Origin of the sequence: Amycolatopsis sp. NPDC049688 (genome assembly GCF_040674975.1) — a bacterium.
Classification (GTDB): Bacteria; Actinomycetota; Actinomycetes; order Mycobacteriales; family Pseudonocardiaceae; genus Amycolatopsis.
This window is the reverse complement of record NZ_JBFANY010000001.1, coordinates 1,094,014-1,117,540: the sequence shown is the minus strand read 5'-3', so window position 1 is coordinate 1,117,540 and position 23,527 is coordinate 1,094,014. Positions and strand designations below refer to the sequence as shown.

General features: G+C 73.6%; 6 protein-coding genes. 2 read left to right on the top strand and 4 right to left on the bottom strand.

The window, feature by feature from the left end; all coding sequences use genetic code 11:
- The first annotated feature begins 42 nt into the window (after nt 1-42).
- On the top strand, nt 43-1,713 hold the full coding sequence (locus AB0J55_RS04665; protein ID WP_364242749.1) for an ABC transporter ATP-binding protein: 1,671 nt from the start codon (nt 43-45) through the stop codon (nt 1,711-1,713).
- Complete coding sequence (locus AB0J55_RS04660) at nt 1,710-3,461, top strand: ABC transporter ATP-binding protein (protein WP_364242746.1); 1,752 nt, start codon at nt 1,710-1,712, stop codon at nt 3,459-3,461. Before AB0J55_RS04665 ends, AB0J55_RS04660 begins: the two co-directional genes overlap by 4 nt.
- 283 nt (nt 3,462-3,744) lie before the next feature.
- On the opposite strand, the gene AB0J55_RS04655 is transcribed toward AB0J55_RS04660, so the two are convergent.
- The 4 genes from AB0J55_RS04655 to AB0J55_RS04640 form a co-directional block, all read right to left on the bottom strand.
- Complete coding sequence (locus AB0J55_RS04655) at nt 3,745-3,954, bottom strand: MbtH family protein (protein WP_364242743.1); 210 nt, start codon at nt 3,952-3,954, stop codon at nt 3,745-3,747.
- A gap of 11 nt (nt 3,955-3,965) precedes the next feature.
- On the bottom strand, nt 3,966-4,991 hold the full coding sequence (locus AB0J55_RS04650) for an ABC transporter substrate-binding protein (protein WP_364242740.1): 1,026 nt from the start codon (nt 4,989-4,991) through the stop codon (nt 3,966-3,968).
- A gap of 67 nt (nt 4,992-5,058) precedes the next feature.
- The gene (gene panD / locus AB0J55_RS04645) at nt 5,059-5,472 is read right to left on the bottom strand and encodes an aspartate 1-decarboxylase (RefSeq protein ID WP_364242737.1); all 414 of its coding nucleotides are present in this window, start codon (nt 5,470-5,472) and stop codon (nt 5,059-5,061) included.
- Nucleotides 5,457-23,459 (bottom strand): amino acid adenylation domain-containing protein, encoded by an 18,003-nt coding sequence (locus AB0J55_RS04640; protein ID WP_364242735.1) that lies wholly within the window; start codon nt 23,457-23,459, stop codon nt 5,457-5,459. The genes panD and AB0J55_RS04640 overlap by 16 nt, the downstream gene beginning before the upstream one ends.
- Nucleotides 23,460-23,527: the final 68 nt, after the last annotated feature.

Here is a 23,527-nt window from a genome sequence, read left to right as displayed (position 1 = left end):
AGACTAGCCTTACCTATCCCAGCTCTGGACAGGGAGGCGCGGGTGAGCACGACGGGACGGCAGGTCCTCCGCCGGTCGATCGCCGGGCAACGACGATCGGTGGCCCTGGCGGCGCTGCTGACCGCGGGCCACCAAGGCGGCGAAGCACTGGTGCCGGTGGTGATCGGCGTGGTCATCGACCAGGCCGTCGCGAACGGCTCGGTCAGCACGCTGCTCCTCTGGCTGGCGGTGCTGGGCGTCCTCTTCGCCGCGCTCTCGACCAGCTACCGCCTGGGGGCCCGCTTCGGCGAGCGCGCCGCCGAACGCGCCGCCCACGACCTGCGCCTCGACCTCGCGCGCCGGGTCCTGCACCCAGGCGGTGTCGCGGACTCCGGCACCCTGGCCGGCGAGCTGGTGAGCATCGCGACGTCGGACGCGAAGCGGGTCGGCACCGTCAACGGCGTGCTGCCGTTCGGCGTCGCCGGCCTGGCCGGGCTGCTGGTCAGCGCCGTCGCCCTGCTCACCATGTCGCTGCCGCTCGGCCTGCTCGTGCTGCTCGGCACGCCGCCGATGCTGTACCTGGCGCACCTGATCGGCAAACCGCTGGAGCGCCGCAGCGAAGCCGAGCAGGAACGCTCGGCGTTCGCCTCGGGCATCGCCACCGACCTCGTCGCCGGCCTGCGCGTGCTGAAGGGCATCGGCGCCGAACGCGCCGCCGTCGACCGCTACCGCCGGACCAGCCAGGACTCGCTGCGGGCGACGCTGCGCGCGGCCCGCGCCCAGGCCTGGCACAACGGCGCGCTGCTCGCCCTCACCGGCATCTTCATCGCCGTGGTCGCGCTGGTCGGCGGCAACCTCGCCGCGGCGGGCGACATCAGCGTCGGCGACCTGGTCGCCGCGGTCGGGCTCGCGCAGTACCTGATCACGCCGTTCTCGATCTTCTCGTGGGTCAACGGCGAACTCGCGCAGGGCCGGGCGTCGGCCGCGCGCATCGCCGACGTCCTCGACGCGCCGCCCGCCGTCGCCGCCGGGGACGCCACCCTGCCGTCCCCGGCGGCCGGGCACGTCAAGCTGTCCGCGCTGAGCCGCGGCGCCCTGCGTGACGTCGCTTTCGAGGCCCGCCCGGGTGAGCTGCTGGGGGTGGTCGCCACCGACCCGGCCGCCGCGACGGACCTGCTCGACTGCCTGGGCCGCGCCGCCGATCCCGCGGGCGGCTCGGTGTCGGTCGACGCGGTCGACCTGTCCACTGTGGACCCCGGCCGGGTCCGCGAGGTGGTGCTGGTCGCCGCGCACGACGCGGACCTCTTCGCCGGCACGGTCGCGGAGAACGTGACGGCCGGGCCGCTCGCCGCCGAGGCGATGGCCGCGGCCGCCGTCGACGAGGTGGCGAGCGCGCTGCCCGACGGCGCCGCGACCGCCGTCACCGAACGCGGCCGGTCGCTCTCGGGCGGGCAGCGCCAGCGGGTCGCCCTCGCGCGGGCGCTCGCCGCCGACGCGCCGGTGCTGGTGCTGCACGACCCGACGACCGCCGTCGACACGGTCACCGAGGCCCGGATCGCCGCCGGACTGGCCGAGCTGCGGCGCGGCCGCACCACGATCCTCGTCACCACCAGCCCGGCGCTGCTGGCCGCGGCCGACCGCGTCGTCCTGCTCGACGACGGGTGCGTCGCCGGCGAAGGCAGCCACGCCGAGCTGGCCGGCCGTCCCGACTACCGAGCGGCGGTACTGGCATGACCCGCGAACTCCTCCCGGTGGCCGGCGGCCGCCGGATCCGCGCCGTCGTCGGCGAACTCGCCGGACGGCAGAAGGGCCGCGCGGCGGCGGCGTTCACGACGCTCGTCGCGGCCACCGCGATCGGCCTGCTCACCGCGCCCCTGCTCGGCCGCGTCGTCGACCTGGTCGCCACGCGCCGGCCGGCGGCCGAGCTGGTGACGCCGGTGGTGGGCCTGGTGCTCGTGGCGGTCGCGCAGGCCGTCGCGACCGCGATCGGCGTGTCGCTGGTGGCGCGGCTGGGCGAGACGATCCTGGCCGAACTGCGCGAACGCTTCGTCGAACGCGCCCTCGGCCTGCCGCTGGAACAGCTCGAGCGCGCCGGGTCCGGCGACCTCACCGCCCGCGTGACGAACGACGTCTCGGTCGTCGCCGAGGGCGTCCGGTCGGCGCTGCCCGAGCTGGGCCGGTCGGTGCTGACGGTCGTCCTGACCTTCGGCGCGCTGGCCGTGCTCGACTGGCGGTTCCTGCCGGCCGCGCTGCTGGCCGTGCCGATCCAGCTGTGGACCGTGCGGTGGTACGTGCCGCGCGCGAAGCCGTTGTACGCGGCGCAGCGCGAGGCCGTCGGGGCGCAACAGCAGCAGCTGCTGGACACCGTCGGCGGCGCGAAGACGGTCCGGGCGTTCCGGCTCGCCGACACCCACCTGGCGCGGGTGCGCGAACGGTCCGGCGCCGCGGTTTCCCTTGCGCTGCGCGGGATCCGGCTGGTGACGCGGTTCTACGCGCGGCTGAACCTGGCGGAGTTCGTCGGGCTGTCGGCCGTACTGGCGACGGGGTTCCTGCTGGTCGGGACGGACGCGGTCACGGTCGGCGTCGCGACGGCGGCGGCGTTGTACTTCCACAGCCTGTTCGGGCCGATCACGACCGCGCTGTCGCTGGTCGACGACGCGCAGGCGGCCACGGCCAGCCTCGCGCGGCTGATCGGCGTCGCCGACCTGCCCGCCGAGGCGTCGCCCGCGCAGCCGGCCCGGCCGGTGGATTCGTCGGTGAAGACCGCGGGCCTCGGCTATTCCTATGTGGACGGTCACCCGGTGCTGCGGGACGTCGACCTCGGCGTCGCCCCCGGCGAGCGGGTGGCCCTGGTGGGCGCGAGCGGCGCCGGGAAGACGACGCTGGCCAAGCTGATCGCCGGGATCCACCGGCCGGCGACGGGTTCGGTCGCCGTCGGCGGCGTGTCACTGGACGAACTCGGGCCGGACGGCACGCGCCGGACGGTCGGGCTGATCAGCCAGGAGGTCCACGTCTTCGCGGGGCCGCTGGCCGAGGACCTGCGCCTGGCCCGCCCGTCGGCGTCCGACGCCGAACTGCGGGCCGCGCTGGCGAAGGTGGGGGCGCTGACCTGGGTCGGCTCGCTGCCGTCCGGGCTGGCCACGGTGGTCGGCGACGGCGGTCACCAGCTGACGGTGACGCAGGCGCAGCAGCTGGCCCTGGCCCGCCTGGTGCTGGCCGACCCGCCGATCGCGATCCTCGACGAGGCCACGGCCGAGGCAGGCAGCGCAGGTTCCCGCGTCCTGGAGTCCGCGGCCGCGGCGGCTCTCGAAGGCCGCACGGCGCTGGTGGTCGCCCACCGCCTGACCCAGGCGGCGGCGTCGGACCGCATCGTGGTCCTGGACGCGGGAGCGGTGGCCGAGACCGGAACCCACGACGACCTCGTCGCCGCGGGCGGCCGGTACGCCAAGCTGTGGGCAGCCTGGTCCGGCCAGCGCCCCTGACCCGTGTCGACCCCCCGATCACGCGAGTCGACCCCCCGATCACACGTGTCGTCCCCCTGATCACGCGAGTCGTCCCCCCAATCACACGTGTCGTCCCCCCGATCACGCGAGTCGTCCGTTCCGGTACACGGCGGTCGCGTGATCACAAGCGGAACTCGCGTGACGGGAAGGTCATCTCGCGTGATTGAGGGGGCATCTCGCGTGATTGGAGGGGCATCACGTGTGTCTGGAACGACGACACGCCGGGAGCCGCGGGCTCCCGGCGTGTCGGATGGGGGAAGGGTCAGGTGTCCATCGTGTCGGCCAGGGACTTGGGGCGCATGTCCGTCCAGTTCGCCTCCACGTGGTCCAGGCAGTCCTGGCGGGGGGCCGGGCCGAAGGTGACCGTCCAGCCGGCCGGGACCTCCACCTGCTCCGGCCACAGGCTGTGCTGGTTCTCGGCGTTGACCAGCACCAGGTACGTCCCGGCCGGGTCTTCGAACGGGTTGGTCATCGCGGGCCTCCTCAGGCGGTGATGTCCGTGCGGGCGCCCTTGACCAGCGCGGTCAGCTTCTGGATGACCGGCGTGGCGAGCAGGTGGTTGAAGCGCGGCTCGGCCGACCAGTCACCGAGCTGGTTCGCCTTGACCGCGGGCAGCTGGTTCCACGTCGGGAACTGTGTCATCTGGGCCCGCGGCAGCGCGTACGAGCGCGAGTCCGTCAGGATCAGGTCCGCCGGGTACTTGCCCGCCTGCTCCCAGGACAGCTGCTCCCAGTAGTCCTCGCTGCCGCCGCCGGAAACGATGTCCAGGCCGAGTTCGCGGTAGTAGGCGAGGTCGGCGAAGTACTCCGGCTTCGCGATGTACAGGCCGTCCTTGTCGCCGTAGAGCACCAGGACCTTCAGGCCGGCCTTCTCCTTCGCCGCCGCGCGCAGGTCCTCGGACGCCTTGTCGAAGTCCTCCTTGGCCTTCTTCATGGTTTCCGAGTTCGCGTCGCCGCCCAGGGCGACGGCCAGCTGCGCGTACCGCTCGATCACCTTGGGCAGGGTGACCTTGTACTCCGACAGCGCGACGACCGGCGCGATCTGCTGCACCTTGAGCCCGAGGTCGCCGGTGAGCACCCACATGTCCGTGGGCTTGGTGCCGGTCAGGCCGGTGACGACCAGGTCCGGCTTCAGCGCGGCGAACTTCTCCATGCTGAAGTCGTCCCAGGCGTTGCCGATCGAGGTGACGGCGTTCAGGTCGATGTTGCCGGCCTGGATCTCCTTGCCGCCGTCGGCGGTCTTCTGCGGGCCGAACACGCCGGCCGGGCGGACGCCGTAGTCCCACAGCGCCGCGGCCGAGCTGGCGTAGGCCACCACCCGCGCCGGACGCTGGTCGCGCGACGCCTTCTGGCCGCGGTCGTCGGTGAACTCCCACGGGCCGGACGCCCCGGCCGCCGGCTTGTCGCCGCCGCTGCCGCACGCGGTGAGGGCCGCGGCGGCGGCGACGCCACCCGCCCCGATCAGGAATCCACGCCGGCTGAGCCCGGCAGCGCCTTGGAACACGGACATGAGCACCTCTCGCAGACCAGTAACTTAGGCATACCTTATTTAGGTAAGGCTCTCAAAAGCAACTGTGTCACCGCCCACGGCCGGACAGCTGCGCCGCGGCGCCCGGCACCGGCTCGGCCGGGTCGTGTCCCAAGTGGACCTGCCGGTTGGCGGCGTCCACGTGCACCACCCGCGGCCGGTGCCCGGCGCGCTCGGATTCGGGCACCTGCGCGTAGGTGATGATGATGACGAGATCGCCCGGGTGCACGAGGTGCGCGGCCGCGCCGTTGACGCCGATGACGCCGGACCCCGGCTCGCCGGTGATGGCGTAGGTCTCCAGCCGGGCGCCGTTGGTGATGTCGACGACCTGGACCCGCTCCCCCTCGACGATGTCCGCGGCGGCCATCAGGTCGGCGTCGATGGTCAAGGAGCCGACGTAGTGCAGGTCGGCCTGGGTGACGGTGGCGCGGTGGATCTTGGCGTTCATCAGGGTGCGGTGCACGTCTGCTCCGTGTCTCGGGTCAGCACCGCGGCGAGGCCCGCCGCGGTGGGGGTGCGGAAGAACTCGGCGATGGGCAGCTCGGTCCCGAGCCGCTCGGTGATCCGGTTGCGCAGGACCACGAGCAGCATCGAATGGCCGCCGAGGGTGAACAGGTCGTCGTCGGCGCCGACGGCGGCGACGTCCAGAACCTCCGCGAAGATCTCGCAGAGAGCTTTTTCCAGGGGCGTTTCCGGCGCCCGGCCGCGAGCGGCGAACCCGGGTACCGGGAGGGCGGCCCGGTCGACCTTCCCGTTGGGCGTCACCGGGAACGCCGCCAGGGGCACGATCGCGGCGGGCACCATGTACTCCGGCAGCGACCGCGCGAGGAACTCCCGCAGCTCCACCGGATCGGCGGCCGCCGGAGCCGTGTACGCGACCAACCGCTCGTCCCGGACCACGACCAGGGCCTGCGTGACGTCGTCGTGCCGGGTCAGGGCCGTCTCGATCTCGCCCGGCTCGATCCGGAAGCCGCGGATCTTCACCTGGTCGTCGGTGCGGCCCAGGTACTCGAGCTGCCCGTCGGGCCGCCACCGCACCAGGTCGCCGGTGCGGTACATCCGCTCCCCCGGCTCGAACGGCGAGGCGACGAACCGCTCGGCGGTGAGCGCCGGCCGCCCGTGGTAGCCGCGGGCCAGCCCGGCGCCGGCCAGGTACAGCTCGCCCGGCACGCCGGCCGGGACCGGCGAAAGGCCGCCGTCGAGGACGTAGGCGCGCGTGTTGTGCACCGGACGCCCGACCACCGGCCGGCCGGCGTCGCCGAAGCGGCCGACCAGAGCGTCCACAGTGGCCTCGGTAGGGCCGTAGAGGTTGTACGCCTCCGTACCCGGCATCGACGACAGCGTTTCCCACAGCGTCTGCGACACGGCTTCCCCGCCGACGCCGACCACGCCGAGGGCGCACCGGCCGTCCGCGATCACCCCGGCCGCGGCCAGCTGCGCGAAGTGCGACGGCGTGAGCTCGAGGAAGTCGAGCGCGCGTTCGCGCACCACCGCCGCCAGCCGCGAAGGGTCGCGGCGGGTGTCGTCGTCGACGACGTGCACCTCGTGCCCGTCGAGCAGCCACAGCTGCGGCTGCCAGGACGCGTCGAAGAAGAACGCCCACGCGTGCCCGACCCGCAGCCGCCGTCCGCCCGCCGCGGCGACGGCCGGGCGGTACAGCGTCTCGCGGTGGCTGTGGAACAGGTTGACCAGCCCGGAGTGCGGGACGACCACGCCCTTCGGCTTGCCCGTCGAGCCGGACGTGTAAAGCACGTACGCCGGATTCGCGGGCGACGGCGGGATCAGCGCGGCGTCAGTGTCCACAATGTCCTCGACGAACAGCGCGCCGGGAACGGCCGAAGCCAGCGAACGGCTGGTGAGCACCAGCGCGGGCTCGGCATCGGCGAGGATGGCATTGATCCGGTCCGCCGGCTGGTCCGGGTCCACCGGCAGGTACGCCGCGCCCGCTTTGAACACGCCGAAGATCGCCTCGACGACCGCGGCCGACCGCGGCAGCACCAGCGCCACGACCTTCTCCGGACCCGCGCCCTGCGCCGCGAGCCACCGGGCGAGGCGGTCGGTCCGCGCGGCGAACTCCGCGAACGTGACGCTCGAGGAGGCGTCGCTCAGCGCGGTCGCGTCCGGGGTCGCCGCCACCTGGGCGGCCAGCCGGTCGACGACGGTCGGCGCCGGCAGCGTCAGTGGCGCTCCGGCACCCCAGTCGCGCAGGATCCGGTCCCGCTCGAAGTCATCGAGGACGTCGATCCGGCTCAGCGGCCGGTCCGGGTCCGCGACGACCGCCGCCAGTACCCGGACCAGGCGCTCGGTGAGGGCACGGGCCGTCGGCTCGTCGAAGAGGTCGAGGCTGTATTCGAGATCGCCGTCCATGCCCTCGGGCGTTTCGACCAGGTCGAAGGAGAGGTCGAACTTGGCCTGCCGCAGCCCGGTGTCCCGGTAGGCCGCGTCGAGCCCGAGCAGCCGTTCCGGCGCCGAACCCGAGTGGTAGACCGCGAGCATGACCTGGAACAGCGGATGCCGGGCCAGCGACCGGGGCGGGTTGAGCAGCTCGACGAGGTGCTCGAACGGCAGGTCCTGGTGGGCGTACGCGGCCAGGTCGGCCTCGCGGACGCGGGCCAGGAGCTGCCGGAACGTCGGGTCGCCGCCGGTGTCGGTCCGCAGGACGAGCGTGTTGACGAAGAACCCGGCGAGGTCTTCCAGCGCGTGGTCGGAGCGGCCGGCGACCGGCGTGCCGAGGGGGATGTCGGTGCCCGCGCCGAGCCGGGTCAGCAGCGTGGCGAGCGCCGCCTGCAGCACCATGAACGTGCTGGTGTCGCTGCGGTGGGCCAGCTCCCGCAGTCCTCGGTGGACGGAGGCGGGCACGGTGAACGGCACGGCGGCACCGCGGTTCGTCGACCGCGCCGGGCGTGGGCGGTCCCCTGGGAGCGCCAGCTCGTCGGGGAGCCCGGCCAGGGTGTCCCGCCAGAACGCCGCCTGGCGGCCGAGGAGGCTGTCCGGGTCGTCGGCGTGGCCGAACATCTCCCGTTGCCACAGCGTGTAGTCCGCGTACTGCACCGGCAACGGCGTCCATTGTGGACGCTCGCCCCGCAGCCGGGCGGCGTAGGCGATGTCGAGGTCCCGCTTCAGCGGCGGCAGCGACCAGCCGTCGCCCGCGATGTGGTGCACCAGCAGGACGAACACGTGCCGGTCCGGTCCGGCCGAGAGGAGCGTGGCCCGGATCGGGATTTCGGTGTCGAGGGTGAAGCAGTACGACGCTGCCGCGGCGACGCGCTCGTCGAGATCGGCCGCCGTCTCGGTGACCAGCACCGGGCCGGCTTGGGCGAGCACGACCTGCCGCGGGGTGCCGTGCTCCTCGACCAGGAGCGTCCGGAGGACTTCGTGCCGCGCCACCACGTCACCCAACGCGGCCCGCAGGGCATCGGTGTCGACCGGGCCGGTCAGTTCCCACGCCCAGGGGATGTTGTAGGTCGCAGACGGCCCGTCCAGGCGGTCGAGGAACCACAGCCGCTGCTGCGCGAACGACAGCGGCAGGACGTCGGGCCGCTCGGCCGGGATCAGCGCCGGGCGGCGGCCCCGGCCGGGGTCGAGGGCTTCGGCGAGCCGGGCCGGGGTCGGCGCGTCGAACACCGCCCGGATCGGGACTTCGACGCCGAGCAGCGCGCGGATCCGGCTGACCAGCCGCGTCGCCAGGAGCGAATGCCCGCCCAGGGCGAAGAACCCGTCGTCCGGGCCCACCGCCGGGACGCCGAGGACGTCGGCGAACAGTTCGCACAACGCCTGCTCGGCCGGGGTCCGCGCGGGACGGCCGGACGCGCGCACCTCCGGGTCCGGCAGGGCGGCGCGGTCGAGCTTGCCGTTGGCGTTCACCGGCAGCTCGGGCAGGACCACGATCGCCGACGGCACCAGGTGGTCCGGCAACTGCCCGGCCACCCGAGCCCGCAGCGCCACCGGATCACCCGATGGCGCCACGTACGCGATCAGCCGGTTGTCCCGGGCGATCACGGCCGCGCGCGCCACCGAGGCGTCCGTCGTCAGCACGGCCTCGACCTCACCGGGTTCGACGCGGAAGCCGCGGATCTTGATCTGCTGGTCGGCGCGGCCGAGGAACTCCAGGGCCCCGTCGGCGCGGCGGCGGACGAGGTCGCCGGTGCGGTACATCCGCTCCCCCGGCTCGAACGGCGAGGCGACGAACCGTTCCGCGGTGAGCGCCGGACGGCCGAGGTAGCCCCGCGCGACTCCGGCACCGGCGAGGTACAGCTCGCCGCGGACGCCCGGCGGCACCGGCCGCAACGCCGCGTCGAGGACGTGGGCGCGGGTGTTCGCGATCGGCCGCCCGATGGCCACCGGACCGCAGACCTGGGCCAGGCTGTCCCCCGCGACCTCCGAGCAGCCGTAGAGGTTCACCAGCTTCGCCGACGGCCACCGCCGGGCCACCTTCTCGGCGAGAGCGTCGGAAAGGGGTTCGCCGCTGGTGATCCAGGTGGTCACCGAGCCGAACGCGCCGGCCGGGGCGTCCTCGGCGAACGTGTCGAGAAGGCTCGGGACCACGGTGAGCACCTGGGCGCCGGTCTCGCGGACGAATTCGGCCAGCTTCAGGGGGTCGGTGGCCGTTGCGTCGTCGGCGAGGACCACCGGGTCTCCGGCGACGAGCCCGCCGAGAAGCTCGGTCGAGCCGTCGATGAACGTCAGCGCGCTCTTGGCCACGCGCACGCCTCGAGCGATCTCACGGCCCCAGTGCAGCCGGTTCGCCAAGGCGCGCTGGGTGCCCGCCACCGCCTTCGGGCGGCCCGTGGAACCGGACGTGAAGATCACGTACGCCGGGTGGTCCGGGCTGATCGACGGCCAGGTCGCTTCCGGGCCGGTGTCACCCGGCCGGACGAGCCGGTCCCCGAAGCCGTTCTCGGCGATGACCAGGTGCGGTGCCGCATCGGTGAGCATCAGCTCGATGCGGTCCGCCGGGTGGTTCAGGTCGAGGGGCAGGTAGGCGGCGCCGGTCTTGAGCACCGCCAGGAGCGCGACGACCAGGTCCACCGACCGCGGCAGCGCGACCGCCACCACCCGTTCCGGCCCCGCACCCCGCGCGAGCAGGGCCCGGGCCAGCACCGTGGCCCGCGCGTCCAGTTCGGCGTAGGTGATCCGTTCCGAGCCGAACAGCAAGGCGAGCGCGTCCGGGGTCCGGGCGACCTGGGCCGCGAACAGCCCGGCGGCCGTCTCCACCGGCAAGGAGGTCGCGGGAGCGGGCGCGAGCTGGTCGTGTTCGGCGGCGGTGAGCAGGTCGACGGCGCCGATGCGGGTGTCCGGGTCGGCGACGACGGCGGTCAGCAGCGTCCGCAGCCGCTCCAGGATCGTCTCGACGCTCGCGCGGTCGAAGACGTCGCTGTTGTACTCCGCCGTGCCGCGGATTCCGGCCTGGTGCCCGGGCCGCTCCCCGACGAAGAACGTCAGGTCGGCGCGGGCGGTGCCGGTGCGGACCGGTTCCTCCGCCACCGTGAGACCGGGCAGGGCGATGTCCGCGACGGCGTTGTTCTGCCAGGCGAGCATCGTCTGGAACAGCGGGTGGTGGGCCAGCGAGCGGACCGGGTTCAGGACTTCGACCAGGCGCTCGAACGGGACGTCCTGGTGGGCGTAGGCGTCGAGGCTGCGGTCCCGCACCCGGGCGACCAAGTCGCGGAACGACGGGTCGCCGCCGGTGTCCACGCGCAGGACCAGGGTGTTGACGAAGAACCCGACGAGGTCGTCGAGCGCGGCGTCGGTGCGGCCGGCGATGGACGTGCCGAGCGGGATGTCGGTGCCCGCGCCGAGGCGGGTGAGCACGGCGGTGAGCCCGGCGTGCACGACCATGAACACGCTGGCACCGCAGGCGCGGGCCAGCTCGATCAGTCCACTGTGGAGCTGGGCGTCCCAGCCGAAGGCGAACTGCTCACCGCGGTAGGACGCTTCCGCGGGGTGCGGCCGGTCCGTGGGCAGCTCGATCCGCTCCGGCAGGCCGGCGAGGGTTTCGCGCCAGTAGGCCAGCTGCGGTTCGATCACCGGCTCGCCGAGGACGTCCCGCTGCCACAGCGTGTAGTCCGCGTACTGCACCGGCAGCGGTGTCCACTGAGGAGATTCACCGGCTCGGCGGGCGGTGTAGGCCGTCGCCAGGTCCCGCCACAGCGGCGCGGTGGACCAGCCGTCGGAGGCGATGTGGTGGAACACGAGCACCAGGACGTGCTCGCGGCGGTTCAGGCGCAGCAGCGCCGCCCGCAGCGGGATCTCCGACTCCAGTTCGAAGACCGTGCCCGCCGCTTCGGACACCGCGTCGGCGAGCGTCGCCTCGGTGACCGTGCTGACCGGCAGCGGGATCGTGACGTCCTCGAGGACGAGCTGCCGGGCTTCCCCGTCGATCTCGGGGAACACCGTGCGCAGGGCCTCGTGGCGTCCGGCCACATCGGACAGTGCCGTGTGGAGCGCGCCGACGTCGAGGTCGCCGGTCAGCCGGACCGCCGTCGGCATGTTGTACGTCGCCGACGGGCCTTCCAGCCGGTGGAGGAACCACAGGCGCTGCTGGGCGAAGGACAGCGGCAGCACCTCCGGCCGCGGGTCGGCGCGCACGAGCGCGGGCCGGGCGGCTCCGGCGTCCGAGGTGGACAGCAGGGTGGCCAGCCCGGCCACGGTCGGCGTCTCGAACACCGACCGCACCTGCAGTTCGACGCCGAACACCGCGCGCAGCCGCGCGACCAGGCGGGTCGCCATCAGGGAATGCCCGCCGAGGGCGAAGAAGTCGTCGTCGACGCCGACCGAGGACGTGTCGAGGACCTCGGCGAACAGCCCGCAGAGGACCTCCTCGACCGGCGTCCGCGGGGCCCGGCCGGTGGCGGCCGCCTGCTTGTCCGGGCTCGGCAGGGCCCGGCGGTCCAGCTTGCCCGACGCCAGCAGCGGCAGCCGGTCGAGCACCACGAATGCCGACGGCACCATGTACTGCGGCAGCCGGTCGCGGACGTGCGCCCGCAACGCCGTGACCAGCGCGTTCGTGTCCCGCTGCCCCGCCGGGTGGTTGCCGAGGGCGTCGAGCGCGACGCGGGCCGGGCGGCCGCGGTGGATCCGCGTCGGCTCGCCGGTGGTGAACACGACCTCCACGGCGCCCTCGTCCGCGGTGAGGGTCGCGTACACGCGGTAACCGTGGCGCTCGCCGAGGTCGTGCAGGGTCTCCGGGTCCACGCCGTCCCGCTGCTCCAAAGAGGACAGTGCACGCTCGGCATCGCCCGCGGCCAGGGCGGCGACGGCGGCGAGTTCCCCGGACAGCCTGGCGTTGGGCACGCCGGTCACGCGCAGCCGGGCCGGGCGGCCGGCCAGCGCCGGTTCCAGCTCGTCCAGGGTGACGACCAGCTCTACGGGGGTGTCGGGCCGCGGGGCCTTCCGCAGCACGACGTCGTAGCGGTGCCGGGTCAGCTCGTTGTGGGCGTGGCCGCGCTTGACCCACAGGTCCACGTCGCCGAACCCGTCGAGATCCAGAGCTGCGAAGAAGTCAGGGTCGAGCACCAGCTCGCCTTCACGCGCGATCGCCTGGTCCACCGCGGCGACGTCCCGCCGGCCGTGGCGCAGCTCGGTCGCCGTCCGGAACGCCCGCAGCGTACGGAGGTTCCGGATGTCGCCGAGGAAGATCACGCCGCCCGGCCGGACGTGCGCCGCGGCCGTGCGGAGGACTTCGGCGAGGTAGCCGACGCTCGGGAAGTACTGGGCGACCGAGTTGACGATCACCGTGTCGAACTCCGGCAGTTCGCCCAGGTCGTGGGCGGGCCGCGCGGCCAGGTGGACCTTGCTCGCCAGCGGCGTCGCCGCGAGTTCCCGCCGCAGGTTGGCGATGGCCTTCTCGGACAGGTCGACGCCCCAGTACTCCTCGGCGTCCGGCGCGATCCGCGAAAGGATCAGGCCGCTGCCGACCCCGATCTCCAGCACCCGCTTCGGGCGCAGTGAACGGATCCGCTCGATCGTCGCCGCGTGCCACTCCCGCATCTCGTCGAGGGGGATCTCCGTGCCGTCGTAGCTGGAGTTCCAGCCGGTGAAGTTCTCCTCCAGCCCGCCGGACGCGGCTTCGGTGAAGACGTTCTCGTGCAGCTCCCGCCACTCGCCGACGTGGTCCAGTTCGGCGTCTTCGTCCCGCCCGGCCGAAGGCACGGCGTAGGCGATGAGCCGGCCGTCCTGGGCGACGACGACGGTCTGCCCGACGGCCGGGTGCTCGGCGAGCACGGACTCGATCTCGCCGAGCTCGATGCGGTAGCCGCGGATCTTGACCTGGTCGTCGGCCCGGCCGAGGAACACCAGCCGCCCGTCCGGCAGCCATTTCACGAGGTCACCGGTCCGGTAGAGGCGTCCGCCGGAGCCGAAGGGATCCGCCACGAACCGCTCCGCCGTCAACGCCGGCCGCCCGAGGTAGCCGCGCGCCAAGCCGGATCCGGCGAGGTACAGCTCCCCCACCACGCCGGGCGGGACCGGCCGCAGCCCGGCGTCGAGCACGTACGCCCGCGTGCCGGGGTCGGGGATGCCGATCGGGACGACGGTCGCGTCCGCCAGCTCGGCCGGGTCGCTTTCGCCGAGGGTCGAGTTGGTGGTCGCCTCGGTCGGGCCGTAGGCGTTGAACATCCGCCGCCCCGGCGCCCACCGCCGCACCAGCTCCGGCGACACCCGCTCGGTTCCGGCCAGCAGCACGCTGTCCCGCGGCAGGTCGAGCTCCGCCGGCATGGCGTCGAGCAGCGCCGGCGGGAGGATCATGAAGTTCACGCCGTGGGCGTGCGCGTACTCGGTCAGCGCCGGGCCCGCGACCCGCCGCTCGGCCGGGACCACGACCAGCCGCCCGCCCGAGAGCAGGCCGAGGCACAGGTCCCAGAAGGCGACGTCGAAACTCGGCGACGCGAACTGCAGCACCCGGCTGTGCGGGCCCACCCCGAACCGGGCGACCTGGGTGGCGACCAGTTTGGCGACGCCCGAGTGCTGCAGGACGACACCCTTCGGCCGGCCGGACGAGCCGGACGTGTAGATCAGGTACGCCGCGTTCTCCGGTGTGATCGTGACCTGCGGGTCCTCAGTGGACATCCGGGTGAGTGCGGTGTCCTCCAGGAGGACCCGGGGCAGGGCCGCGGGCAGCTTCGCCTCGATGTCCGCGGTCGTCACCACACACACCGGGCCTGCATCTTCGACCATGTAGGCGATCCGGTCGCCCGGGTAGTCGACGTCGATCGGGAGGTACGCGGCGCCGGCCTTGAGCACCGCCAGCTCGGCGACGATCATGCCGGCCGAGCGCGGCACGGCCAGCGCGACCACCCGCTCCGGCCCGGCACCGCGGTCGAGCAGCAGGTGCGCGAGGCGGTTGGCGCGGGCGTTCACCTCGGCGTAGGTCAGCTCGACGTCCTCGAACACCAGCGCCACCGCGTCGGGGGCCTCGGCGACGCGGCGGGCGAACATCCCGGGGAACGTCTCGGTGCCGGCCGGTTCGGGGGAACCGGCCCATTCGGTGAGCACCCGCTCGCGCTCGTCCCCGGCGAGGAGGTCCAGGGCACCGACCGGGCGGTCGGGCTCGGCCAGGGCCGCGCGCAGCAGGACTTCGAGGCGGCGCAGGACCGCGTCCGCGCCGGCGTGGTCGAAGACGTCGGCGTTGAACTCCAGCACGCCGTCGATCCCCGCGTCCCGTTCGGTCAGCGAGATCGACAGGTCGAACTTCGACGTCCCGGTGGTCACCGGAACCTCGGTGACGGCCAGGCCGGGCAGGCTCACCTCGGCGCGGGCGTTGTTCTGGCCGGCAAGCATGACCTGGAACAGCGGGTGGTACGACAGCGACCGGGCGGGGTTGAGCACCTCGACCAGGCGCTCGAACGGGACGTCCTGGTGGGCGTAGGCGTCGAGGTTGCGCTCGCGGACCCGGGCGAGGAGCTCGCGGAACGTCGGTTCGCCGCCGGTGTCCACGCGCAGGACCAGCGTGTTGACGAAGAAGCCGACGAGGTCGTCCAGCGCCGGGTCGGTGCGGCCGGCGATGGGCGAGCCGATCGGGACGTCGGTGCCCGCGCCCAGCCGGGTGAGCAGGGCGGCGAGAGCTGCGTGCACGACCATGAACACGCTCGCGCCGCTCTCCCGGGCCAGCCCGGCGAGCGCCTGGTGAAGGCCGGCGTCCCAGGTGAACGTGTGCAGTTCGCCGCGGAACGTCGCGGTCGCGGGGTGCGGCCGGTCCAGGGGCAGCTCGATCCGGTCCGGCAGCCCGTCGAGGGTGTCCCGCCAGTAGGCGAGCTGCGCGTTCAGCACGCTGTCCGGGTCGTCCTCCCGGCCGAGCAGATCCTGTTGCCACAGCGTGTAGTCCGCGTACTGCACCGGCAGCGGCGTCCACTGTGGAGCCCCACCGGCGCGGCGGGCGGCGTAGGCCGTGGCGATGTCCCGCCACAGCGGGGCCATCGACCAGCCGTCGGAGGCGATGTGGTGGAAGACCAGCGCGAAGACGTGCTCCCGGGCACCCAGCCGCAGCAGCTCGGCGCGCACCGGCGCGTGCTCTTCCAGGTCGAACGGGCCGCGGACCAGCCCGGTCAGGGCGTCGTCGAGATCGACGACCTCGCGCACCGGAAGGTCGACTCGGCCGGGCGGGAGGATGTCCTGGCAGGGCACGCCGTCGCGCTGCGGGAACCGGGTGCGGAGGGCCTCGTGCCGAGTGACCACATCGGACAGTGCGGTCCGCAGCGCCTCGATGTCGAGATCGCCTTCGAGCCGCATGACCAGGGGCACGTTGTAGGTGGCCGACGGCCCTTCGAGGTGGTGCAGGAACCACAGCCGCTGCTGGGCGCCGGACAGCGGGACCGGGTCCGGCCGCCGCGTGGCGGCCAGGGGCGGCCGCGCGGTCCCGCGGGCGGTGGCGAGCACCCCGGCCAGGCCCGCCGGAGTCGGCGTCTCGAAGACCGACCGCACCTCCAGCTCGGCGTGCAGCGCCGTGCGGACGCGGGCGATCAGCCGGGTGGCCAGCAGCGAATGGCCGCCGAGGGCGAAGAAGCTGTCGTCCGGGCCGACCCGCGACAGGCCGAGGACGTCGGCGAACAGCTCGCACAGCTGCCGTTCGACCGGGGTGCGCGGCTCGCGGTCCGAGACCGGCGCCGCGGGGCCGGGGGCCGGCAGCGCGCGGTGGTCGAGCTTGCCGTTGGCCGTCACCGGCAGCGCGTCGAGCACGACGATCGCCGACGGGACCATGTGCTCGGGCAGCCGTTCGGCGGCGAGGGCGCGCAGGTCCGCCGGCAGGGCGGTGCTCCGGCGCGAGCGCCGCGGGTTGCCGGTGTAGGCCAGGACGTCCTCCGGGCCGGGCCGGAACGCCCCGGCGGCGTCGCCGCCGGTGAACAGGACGTCCACCGAGCCGTCGCCGGCCGCGGACCAGGTGACGACCGCCCCCAGCACGTACCAGTCCTCGGGATCCACGCCTTCGGTGAGCCGGCCGTTCGGGACGCCCTCGACGCGCAGGCCGTCGCGAAGCCGCGCGACCACATCGTCTACAGTGGACACATCGGTGCCCCAGGTCAGCGTCTCGGCCGGGACCGGCTCGGCGGTACCGGGACGCAGGACCACGTCGTAGCGGTACTGGGTGAGCTCGTTGACCGCCCGGCCGCGCTTGACCCGGATGTCCGCGGCGACCCCGTCGAGCCCGGCGAAGAACTCCGGGGCGACGAGCAGTTCCTTCTCCCGCAGGAGCCGCTGTTCGACGTCGCCGCCGCGCGCCTGCGCCACGGCGGTGTGGAAGGCCCGCACCTGGCGCAGGTCCCGGACGTCCCCGACGAACAGCGAGCCGCCCGGCGCCAGGAGGTCCAGAGCCTTCCGCACGACGTCCAGGAGGTAGGTCCCGCTCGGGAAGTACTGGATGACGGAGTTGAGGACGATCGTGTCGAAGAACCCCGCCGGCAGGCCGGTGAAGTCGGCGGCGTCGCCGGTCCGCAGCTCGACGCGTCCGGCGAGGGCCGGATCGGCCGCGACCCGCGCGCCGAGCGAGGCGATCACCTCGGCGGAGAAGTCCGTGCCCCAGTACGCCTCGCAGTCCGGGGCGAGCTCGGTCAGCAGCAGGCCGCTGCCGACGCCGATCTCCAGGACCCGCTTCGGCCGAAGAGAACGGATCCGGGTGACGATGGCGTCGCGCCACTCGCGCATCTCGTCGCGCGGGATCGGCTCGCCGGTGTAGCTGGAGTTCCAGCCGGCGAACTCGTCGTCGTCGCCGGAGTACATCGAGTCGTACAACTCGCGCCACTCGCCGACCTGCTCGGTCTCCTCCTCGGCCGAGCCGGTGGTGCCGGCGGGGACGACGTACCCGACCAGGCGGACGTCACCGGGCCGGTCTTCGCGGGCGACGACCACCGCGTGGGCGACGTCGTCGTGCGCGGACAGCGTCGCAGCGATCTCGCCGGGCTCGACGCGGAAGCCGCGGATCTTGATCTGCTCGTCGCCGCGGCCGAGGAACTCGAGGACGCCGTCGGGGCGGAAGCGGGCCAGGTCGCCGGTGCGGTACATCCGGGAGCCGGGCGCGCCGAAGGGGTCGGCGACGAACCGCTCGGCGGTCAGCCCGGCGCGGCCGAGGTAGCCGCGGGCGAGCTGGACCCCGGCGAGGTACAGCTCGCCGGGGGTGCCCGGCGGCACCGGCCGGAGGGCGGCGTCGAGCACGTAGGTCCGCGTGTTCCAGACCGGACGTCCGATCGGGACGGAGATGTCCTCAGGGGACGTCTGCCACGACGTGACGTCCACCGACGCCTCGGTCGGGCCGTAGAGGTTGTGCAGCTCGGCGTCGAGGACTTCGCCGAACCGCGTGACGGCGTCGAGGGGCAGGGCTTCGCCGCTGCACAGCACCCGGCGCAGGCTCGTGCACTCCCCCGCCGCCGGTTCCTGGAGGAAGACCTGGAGCATCGACGGGACGAAGTGGACGGTCGTGATCCCGCGGCCGCGGATCAGCCGGGCGAGGTAGGCGGGGTCCTTGTGCCCGTCCGGCCGGGCGAGCACCTCGGTGGCTCCGGTGATCAGCGGCCAGAGGAACTCCCACACCGACACGTCGAAGCTGGACGGCGTCTTCTGCAGCACGCGGTCGTCGCCGGTGAGGCCGTACTCGGCCTGCATCCAGAGCAGCCGGTTGACGATCCCGGCGTGCGGGACGACGACCCCCTTCGGCCGGCCGGTCGACCCGGACGTGTAGATGACGTAGGCCGGGTTCTCCGGCCGGAGCACGACTTCCACGGGTTCATCGGAGATACCGGCGAGGGTGGCCGGGTCGTCGAGCAGCAGCGCGCCCGGGACGGCGGTGTCCGCGACGGCCAGCACCAGCGCCGGGTCGGCGTCTTCGAGCATGAAGGCGATGCGGTCGGCCGGGTAGCCGGGGTCGAGCGGCAGGTAGGCCGCGCCCGTCTTGAGGACGGCGACGATCGCGGTGACCAGGTGCGCCGAGCGGGGCAGGGCCAGCGCGACCACCCGCTCGGGCCCGGCCCCGCGCGCGGCCAGGACCCGGGCCAGGCGGTTGGAGACGGCGTCGAGTTCGGCGTAGGTGAGTTCTTCGTCCTCGAAGACCAGGGCCGGGTGGTCCGGCGTCCGGGCGACCTGGGCGGCGAACAACTCCGGCACGGTGACCGGGGGAATCTCCTCGGCGAGCCCTGACCAGGTCTTTTCGAGGCCGTCCCGCTCGGCCGCGGTGAGCACGTCGAGGGTGCCGAGGCGGCGGTCCGGGGCCGCGACGACCTGCCGGAGCAGGGTTTCCAGGCGGTCGAGGAGGCCGGTGACGGTGGCCCGGTCGAACACCTCGGCGTTGAACTCCGCCTGGCCGTGCAGGCCGTCGGCCCGCTCGGTGAAGGAGAACCAGAGGTCGAACTTGGCCGTGCCGGTGCCGACGGGCTGTTCGGTGACGGTCAGGCCGGGCAGCTCGACGCCGGTGCCGGGGGTGTTCTGCCAGGCGAGCATGGTCTGGAACAGCGGGTGGTGCGCCAGTGACCGCGCCGGGTTGAGTGCCTCGACGAGCCGTTCGAACGGGACGTCCTGGTGGGCGTAGGCGTCGAGGCTGCGCTCGCGCACCCGGGCCACGAGGTTGCGGAACGACGGGTCGCCGCCGGCGTCGACGCGCAGGACCAGCGTGTTGACGAAGAAGCCGACGAGGTCGTCCAGGGCCGGGTCGGTGCGGCCGGCGATCGGGGTGCCGATCGGGATGTCGGTGCCCGCGCCGAGCCGGGACAGCAGCGCGGTCAGGCCCGCGTGCACGACCATGAACGGGCTGGCGCCGCAGGCACGCGCGAGGTCGGTGAGCCCGGCCTGGAGCCCGGCGTCCCAGGAGAAGGTGAAGAACCCGCCGCGGTAGGCCGACACCGCGGGGTGCGGACGGTCGAGCGGGAGCGGGATCCGGTCGGGCAGGCCGTCGAGGGTGTCCCGCCAGTAGCCGAGCTGCGCTGATTCCTCGGTGGCCAGGAGTTCGCGTTGCCAGAGTGTGTAGTCCGCGTACTGCACCGGCAACGGCGTCCACTGTGGAGCGTCACCGCGCCGGCGGGCGCGGTAGGCCGTGGCGATGTCCCGCCACAGCGGGGACAGCGACCAGCCGTCGGCGGCGATGTGGTGCACGACCAGCACCAGCACGTGCCGCCGCGGGCCGGCGGCAAGCAGTTCCGCGCGCACCGGCACCCCGGCCCCGAGGTCGAACACCCCGCGGACGAGCGCGTCCACCTCGGAGTCCACATCGGACACCGCACGGACGGCGAGCTGCACCGTTCCTTCGGGCAGGACCTGCTGGTGCGGGACCCCGTCGACGACCGGGAAGACGGTCCGCAGGGCTTCGTGCCGCAGCAGGACGTCGTTGAGCGCCGCACGCAGGGCGTCGACGTCCAGCTCGCCGGCCAGCCGCATGACGAGCGGCACGTTGTAGGTCGCCGAGCCGCCTTCCAGGCCGTGCAGGAACCACAGCCGCTGCTGTGCGAACGACAGCGGCAGGCGCTCGGGCCGCTGTCCGGCGCGCCCGAGCGGACGCCGTCCGGTGCCGGTGACGGCGCCGGCCAGGACGTCCGCGAGCGCGGCCGGGGTCGGCGCGTCGAACACCGCCCGCACCGGCACCTCGGCGCCGACGGCCGCGCGGATGCGCTGGATCAGCCGCGTGGCCAGCAGCGAATGCCCGCCGAGGGCGAAGAAGTCGTCGTCCGGCCCGGCCTGCGGGACCCCGAGGACGTCGGCGAACATCTCGCACAGCAGCTGCTCGACGGGGTGGCGCGGCGCGCGGCCGGGGCCGGCGGTGAACCGCTCGGGGCTCGGCAGGGCCTTGCGGTCGAGCTTGCCGGAGGCGAGCACCGGGAGCTTGTCCAGGACGACGAACGCCGACGGCACCATGTATCGCGGCAGCCGGTCCCCCACGTACGCGCGCAGCGACGTCACGAGGGCCCCGGTTTCCCGCCGGGCGGCGGGGTTGTTGGCGTACGAGCCGGGCGTGCCGGCCGGCCGCACCGGGCGGTAGGCCGGGCCGTCTTCGCCCCTCGTGAAGACGGCTTCGAGCCCTTCGGCCGCCAAGGTGACGGCGACGCGGTAGCCGGCCCGCTCGCCGAGCCGGTACAGCTCTTCCGGATCGACGCCGTCCCGGCGGCCGAGGGCGGCCAGGGCCGCTTCGGCGTCGCCGGTGTCCAGGGCGCGGACCGCGGCCAGCTCGCCGGCCAGCCGTGCGTCCGGGATGCCGGTGACGCGCAGCCGCTCCGGCGTCTCGGCGGCCAGGAACCGGGCCACCGCCCCGAGTTCGCCGAACGCGACGACCTGCTCTTCGGCCGGTTCGGGCCGGGGCGCCTTCCGCAGCACGACGTCGTAGCGGTGCCGGGTCAGCTCGTTGTGCGCGGTGCCGCGTTTCACCCACAGGTCGACGTCGTCGAAGCCGTCCAGTTCGCGGGCCAGCGCCGGGAAGAAGTCCGGGTCGAGCACCAGCTCGCCTTCGCGGGCGATCGCCTGGTCGACCGCGGCGACGTCGGTGCGGCCGCGGTGCAGCTCGACCGCGGTCCGGAACGCCCGCAGCGAACGCAGGTTGCGGACGTCGCCCAGGAAGATCGTCCCGCCCGGGGTCAGCAGGCCCGCGGCGGTCTTGACGACCTCGGCGAGGTAGTCCGCGCTCGGGAAGTACTGGGCGACGGAGTTGATGATCACCGTGTCGAATTCCGGCAGCTCGCCCAGGTCGTGGGCGGGCCGGGCGGCCAGGTGGACCCGGTTCGCGAAGGGCATCGCGGCGACCTCGCGCCGGACGTTCTCGATGGCGCTCTCGGAAAGGTCGACACCCCAGTAGGCTTCGGCGTCCGGGGCGATCCGCGAGAGGATCAGCCCGCTGCCGACCCCGATTTCCAGCACCCGCTTCGGCTGCAGAGAACGGATCCGCTCGATCGTCGCCGCGTGCCACTCCCGCATCTCGGCGAGGGGAATCTCCGAGCCGTCGTAGCTGGAGTTCCAGCCCGCGAAGTTCTCCTCGATGCCGTGGGAGCCGGCGAGCATCTCCTCGTGGACGTCGTGCCATTCGTCGACGTGGCCCTGCTCGGCGACCTGATCGCGGTCGGGCACCGGCACGGCGTAGGCGATCAGCTGCCCGTCCCGGGCGACGACGACCGCTTGGCCGACGCGCGGGTGTTCGGCCAGCACGGACTCGATCTCGCCGAGCTCGATGCGGTAGCCGCGGACCTTGACCTGGTCGTCGGCCCGGCCCAGGAACACCAGGCGCCCGTCCGGCAGCCACTTGACCAGGTCACCGGTCCGGTAAAGCCGTCCGCCCGAACCGAAGGGATCCGCCACGAACCGCTCCGCCGTCAACCCCGGACGCCCGAGGTACCCGCGCGCCAAGCCCGATCCGGCCAGGTACAGCTCCCCCACCACCCCGGCCGGGACCGGCGCGAGGTGCGCGTCCAGGACGTAGGCCCGGGTGCCGGGATCCGGGACGCCGATCGGCACGGCCGAGCCCGGCGCGATCTGCGGGTCGCAGAGGCCGAGCGTCGAGTTGGTCGTGGCCTCGGTCGGGCCGTAGGCGTTGAACATCCGCCGCCCCGGCGCCCACCGCCGCACCAGTTCCGGCGACACCCGCTCGGTTCCCGCGAGGAGCACGCTGTCCCGCGGCAGATCGCAGTCTTCGGGGAACTCGGCGAGCAGAGCGGGCGGCAGGATCATGAAGTCGACGCCGTGAGCGTGCGCGTAGTCCGCCAGCTCGGGGCCGGGCACCCGGCGCTCGGCCGGGACGACCACCAGCCGGCCGCCGGAGAGCAGGCCCAGGCACAGGTCCCAGAAAGCGACATCGAAACTCGGCGACGCGAACTGCAGCACCCGGCTGTGCGGCCCCACCCCGAACCGCTCGGACTGCGTCGCGACGAGCTTCGCGACCCCCGCGTGTGAGACCACGACGCCCTTGGGCCGTCCCGTGGAACCGGAGGTGTAGATGACGTAGGCGGCGTTGGCCGGGACGATCGCGGCGGCCGGGTCCGTCGCCGGGACGTCGTCCATGTCGACCTCGTCCAGCAGCAGGATGTCGCCGTCGAAGCGGTCGGCGAGTTCGCCGGTGGTCACCACGCACGCCGGGCGCGCGTCGGACACCATGAAGGCGATGCGTTCGGCCGGGTAGTCCTGGTCCAGCGGCAGGTAGGCGGCGCCGGCCTTGAGCACCGCGAGCTCGGCCACGATCATGTCGATCGAGCGCGGCACGGCGAGCGCGACGACCTGCTCGGGCCCGGCACCGCGGCCGATCAGGACGTGGGCGAGCCGGTTGGCGCGCGCGTCCAGTTGGGCGTAGGTCAGCTCCTCGTCTTCGAAGACGAGCGCGACGGCGTCCGGGTTCTCGCGCACGCGGGCCGCGAACAGCTCCGGGAACGTGACCGGCGGGGTGGTGAGATCCGTGTCGTTCCAGCCGTCCAGGATCTCCTGCCGCTCCGGCGCGGTCAGCAGGGTGAGCCGGTCGACCGGCCACTGTGGACGCTCGGTCGCCTCGGCGATCAGCTGCCCCAGGTGGCCGAGCATGCGGTCCACAGTGGACTCGTCGAAAACGTCGGCGCGGTAGCGCAGCCCGTCCGCGGTCAGGTTCAGGTCCAGCGGAAGGTCCGTTCCGGCACGGAAGCCGACGTTGACGAGCAACGCTCCCCCACGACCGGGCTCGGGGTCCAGTTCGGCGATCAGGTCCGCGAACGGTACCTCGTGCGCCAGCGCTTCCTCGCGCGCCTCGCGCACCCGGGCCACGACGTCGGCGAACCCGGGCGAGCCGCCCAGGTCCACCCGCAGCGGCACCAGCGAGCCGATCCCCAGCTGGACGTCGGCGGTTCCCGCATAGCGGGACAACAGCACGGTGAACGCCGCCAGCAGGGTCAGCTCGTCGGCCTCGGGCACCGGCCGGGCGAGCAGCACCGGGACGGCGGGCTCGGCCGGGTACGGCCGGTCGATCGGCAGCGGCAGCTCCTTGGGTGCCGAGGCGAGGCGGTCACGCCAGAAACCGAGCCCCGACACCTGCTGCACAGCGTCACCGTTACTCACCGGTAGACCAGCCTCCCGCTGCTCACGGCGCCCCGACCGGGGCGCTGACT

Bases quoted from the DNA above. Each gene is read 5' to 3' on its own strand.
- AB0J55_RS04655 (WP_364242743.1), bottom strand. From the start codon at position 3,954: ATGACCAACCCGTTCGAAGACCCGGCCGGGACGTACCTGGTGCTGGTC.
- AB0J55_RS04660 (WP_364242746.1), top strand. From the start codon at position 1,710: ATGACCCGCGAACTCCTCCCGGTGGCCGGCGGCCGCCGGATCCGCGCC.
- AB0J55_RS04650 (WP_364242740.1), bottom strand. From the start codon at position 4,991: ATGTCCGTGTTCCAAGGCGCTGCCGGGCTCAGCCGGCGTGGATTCCTG.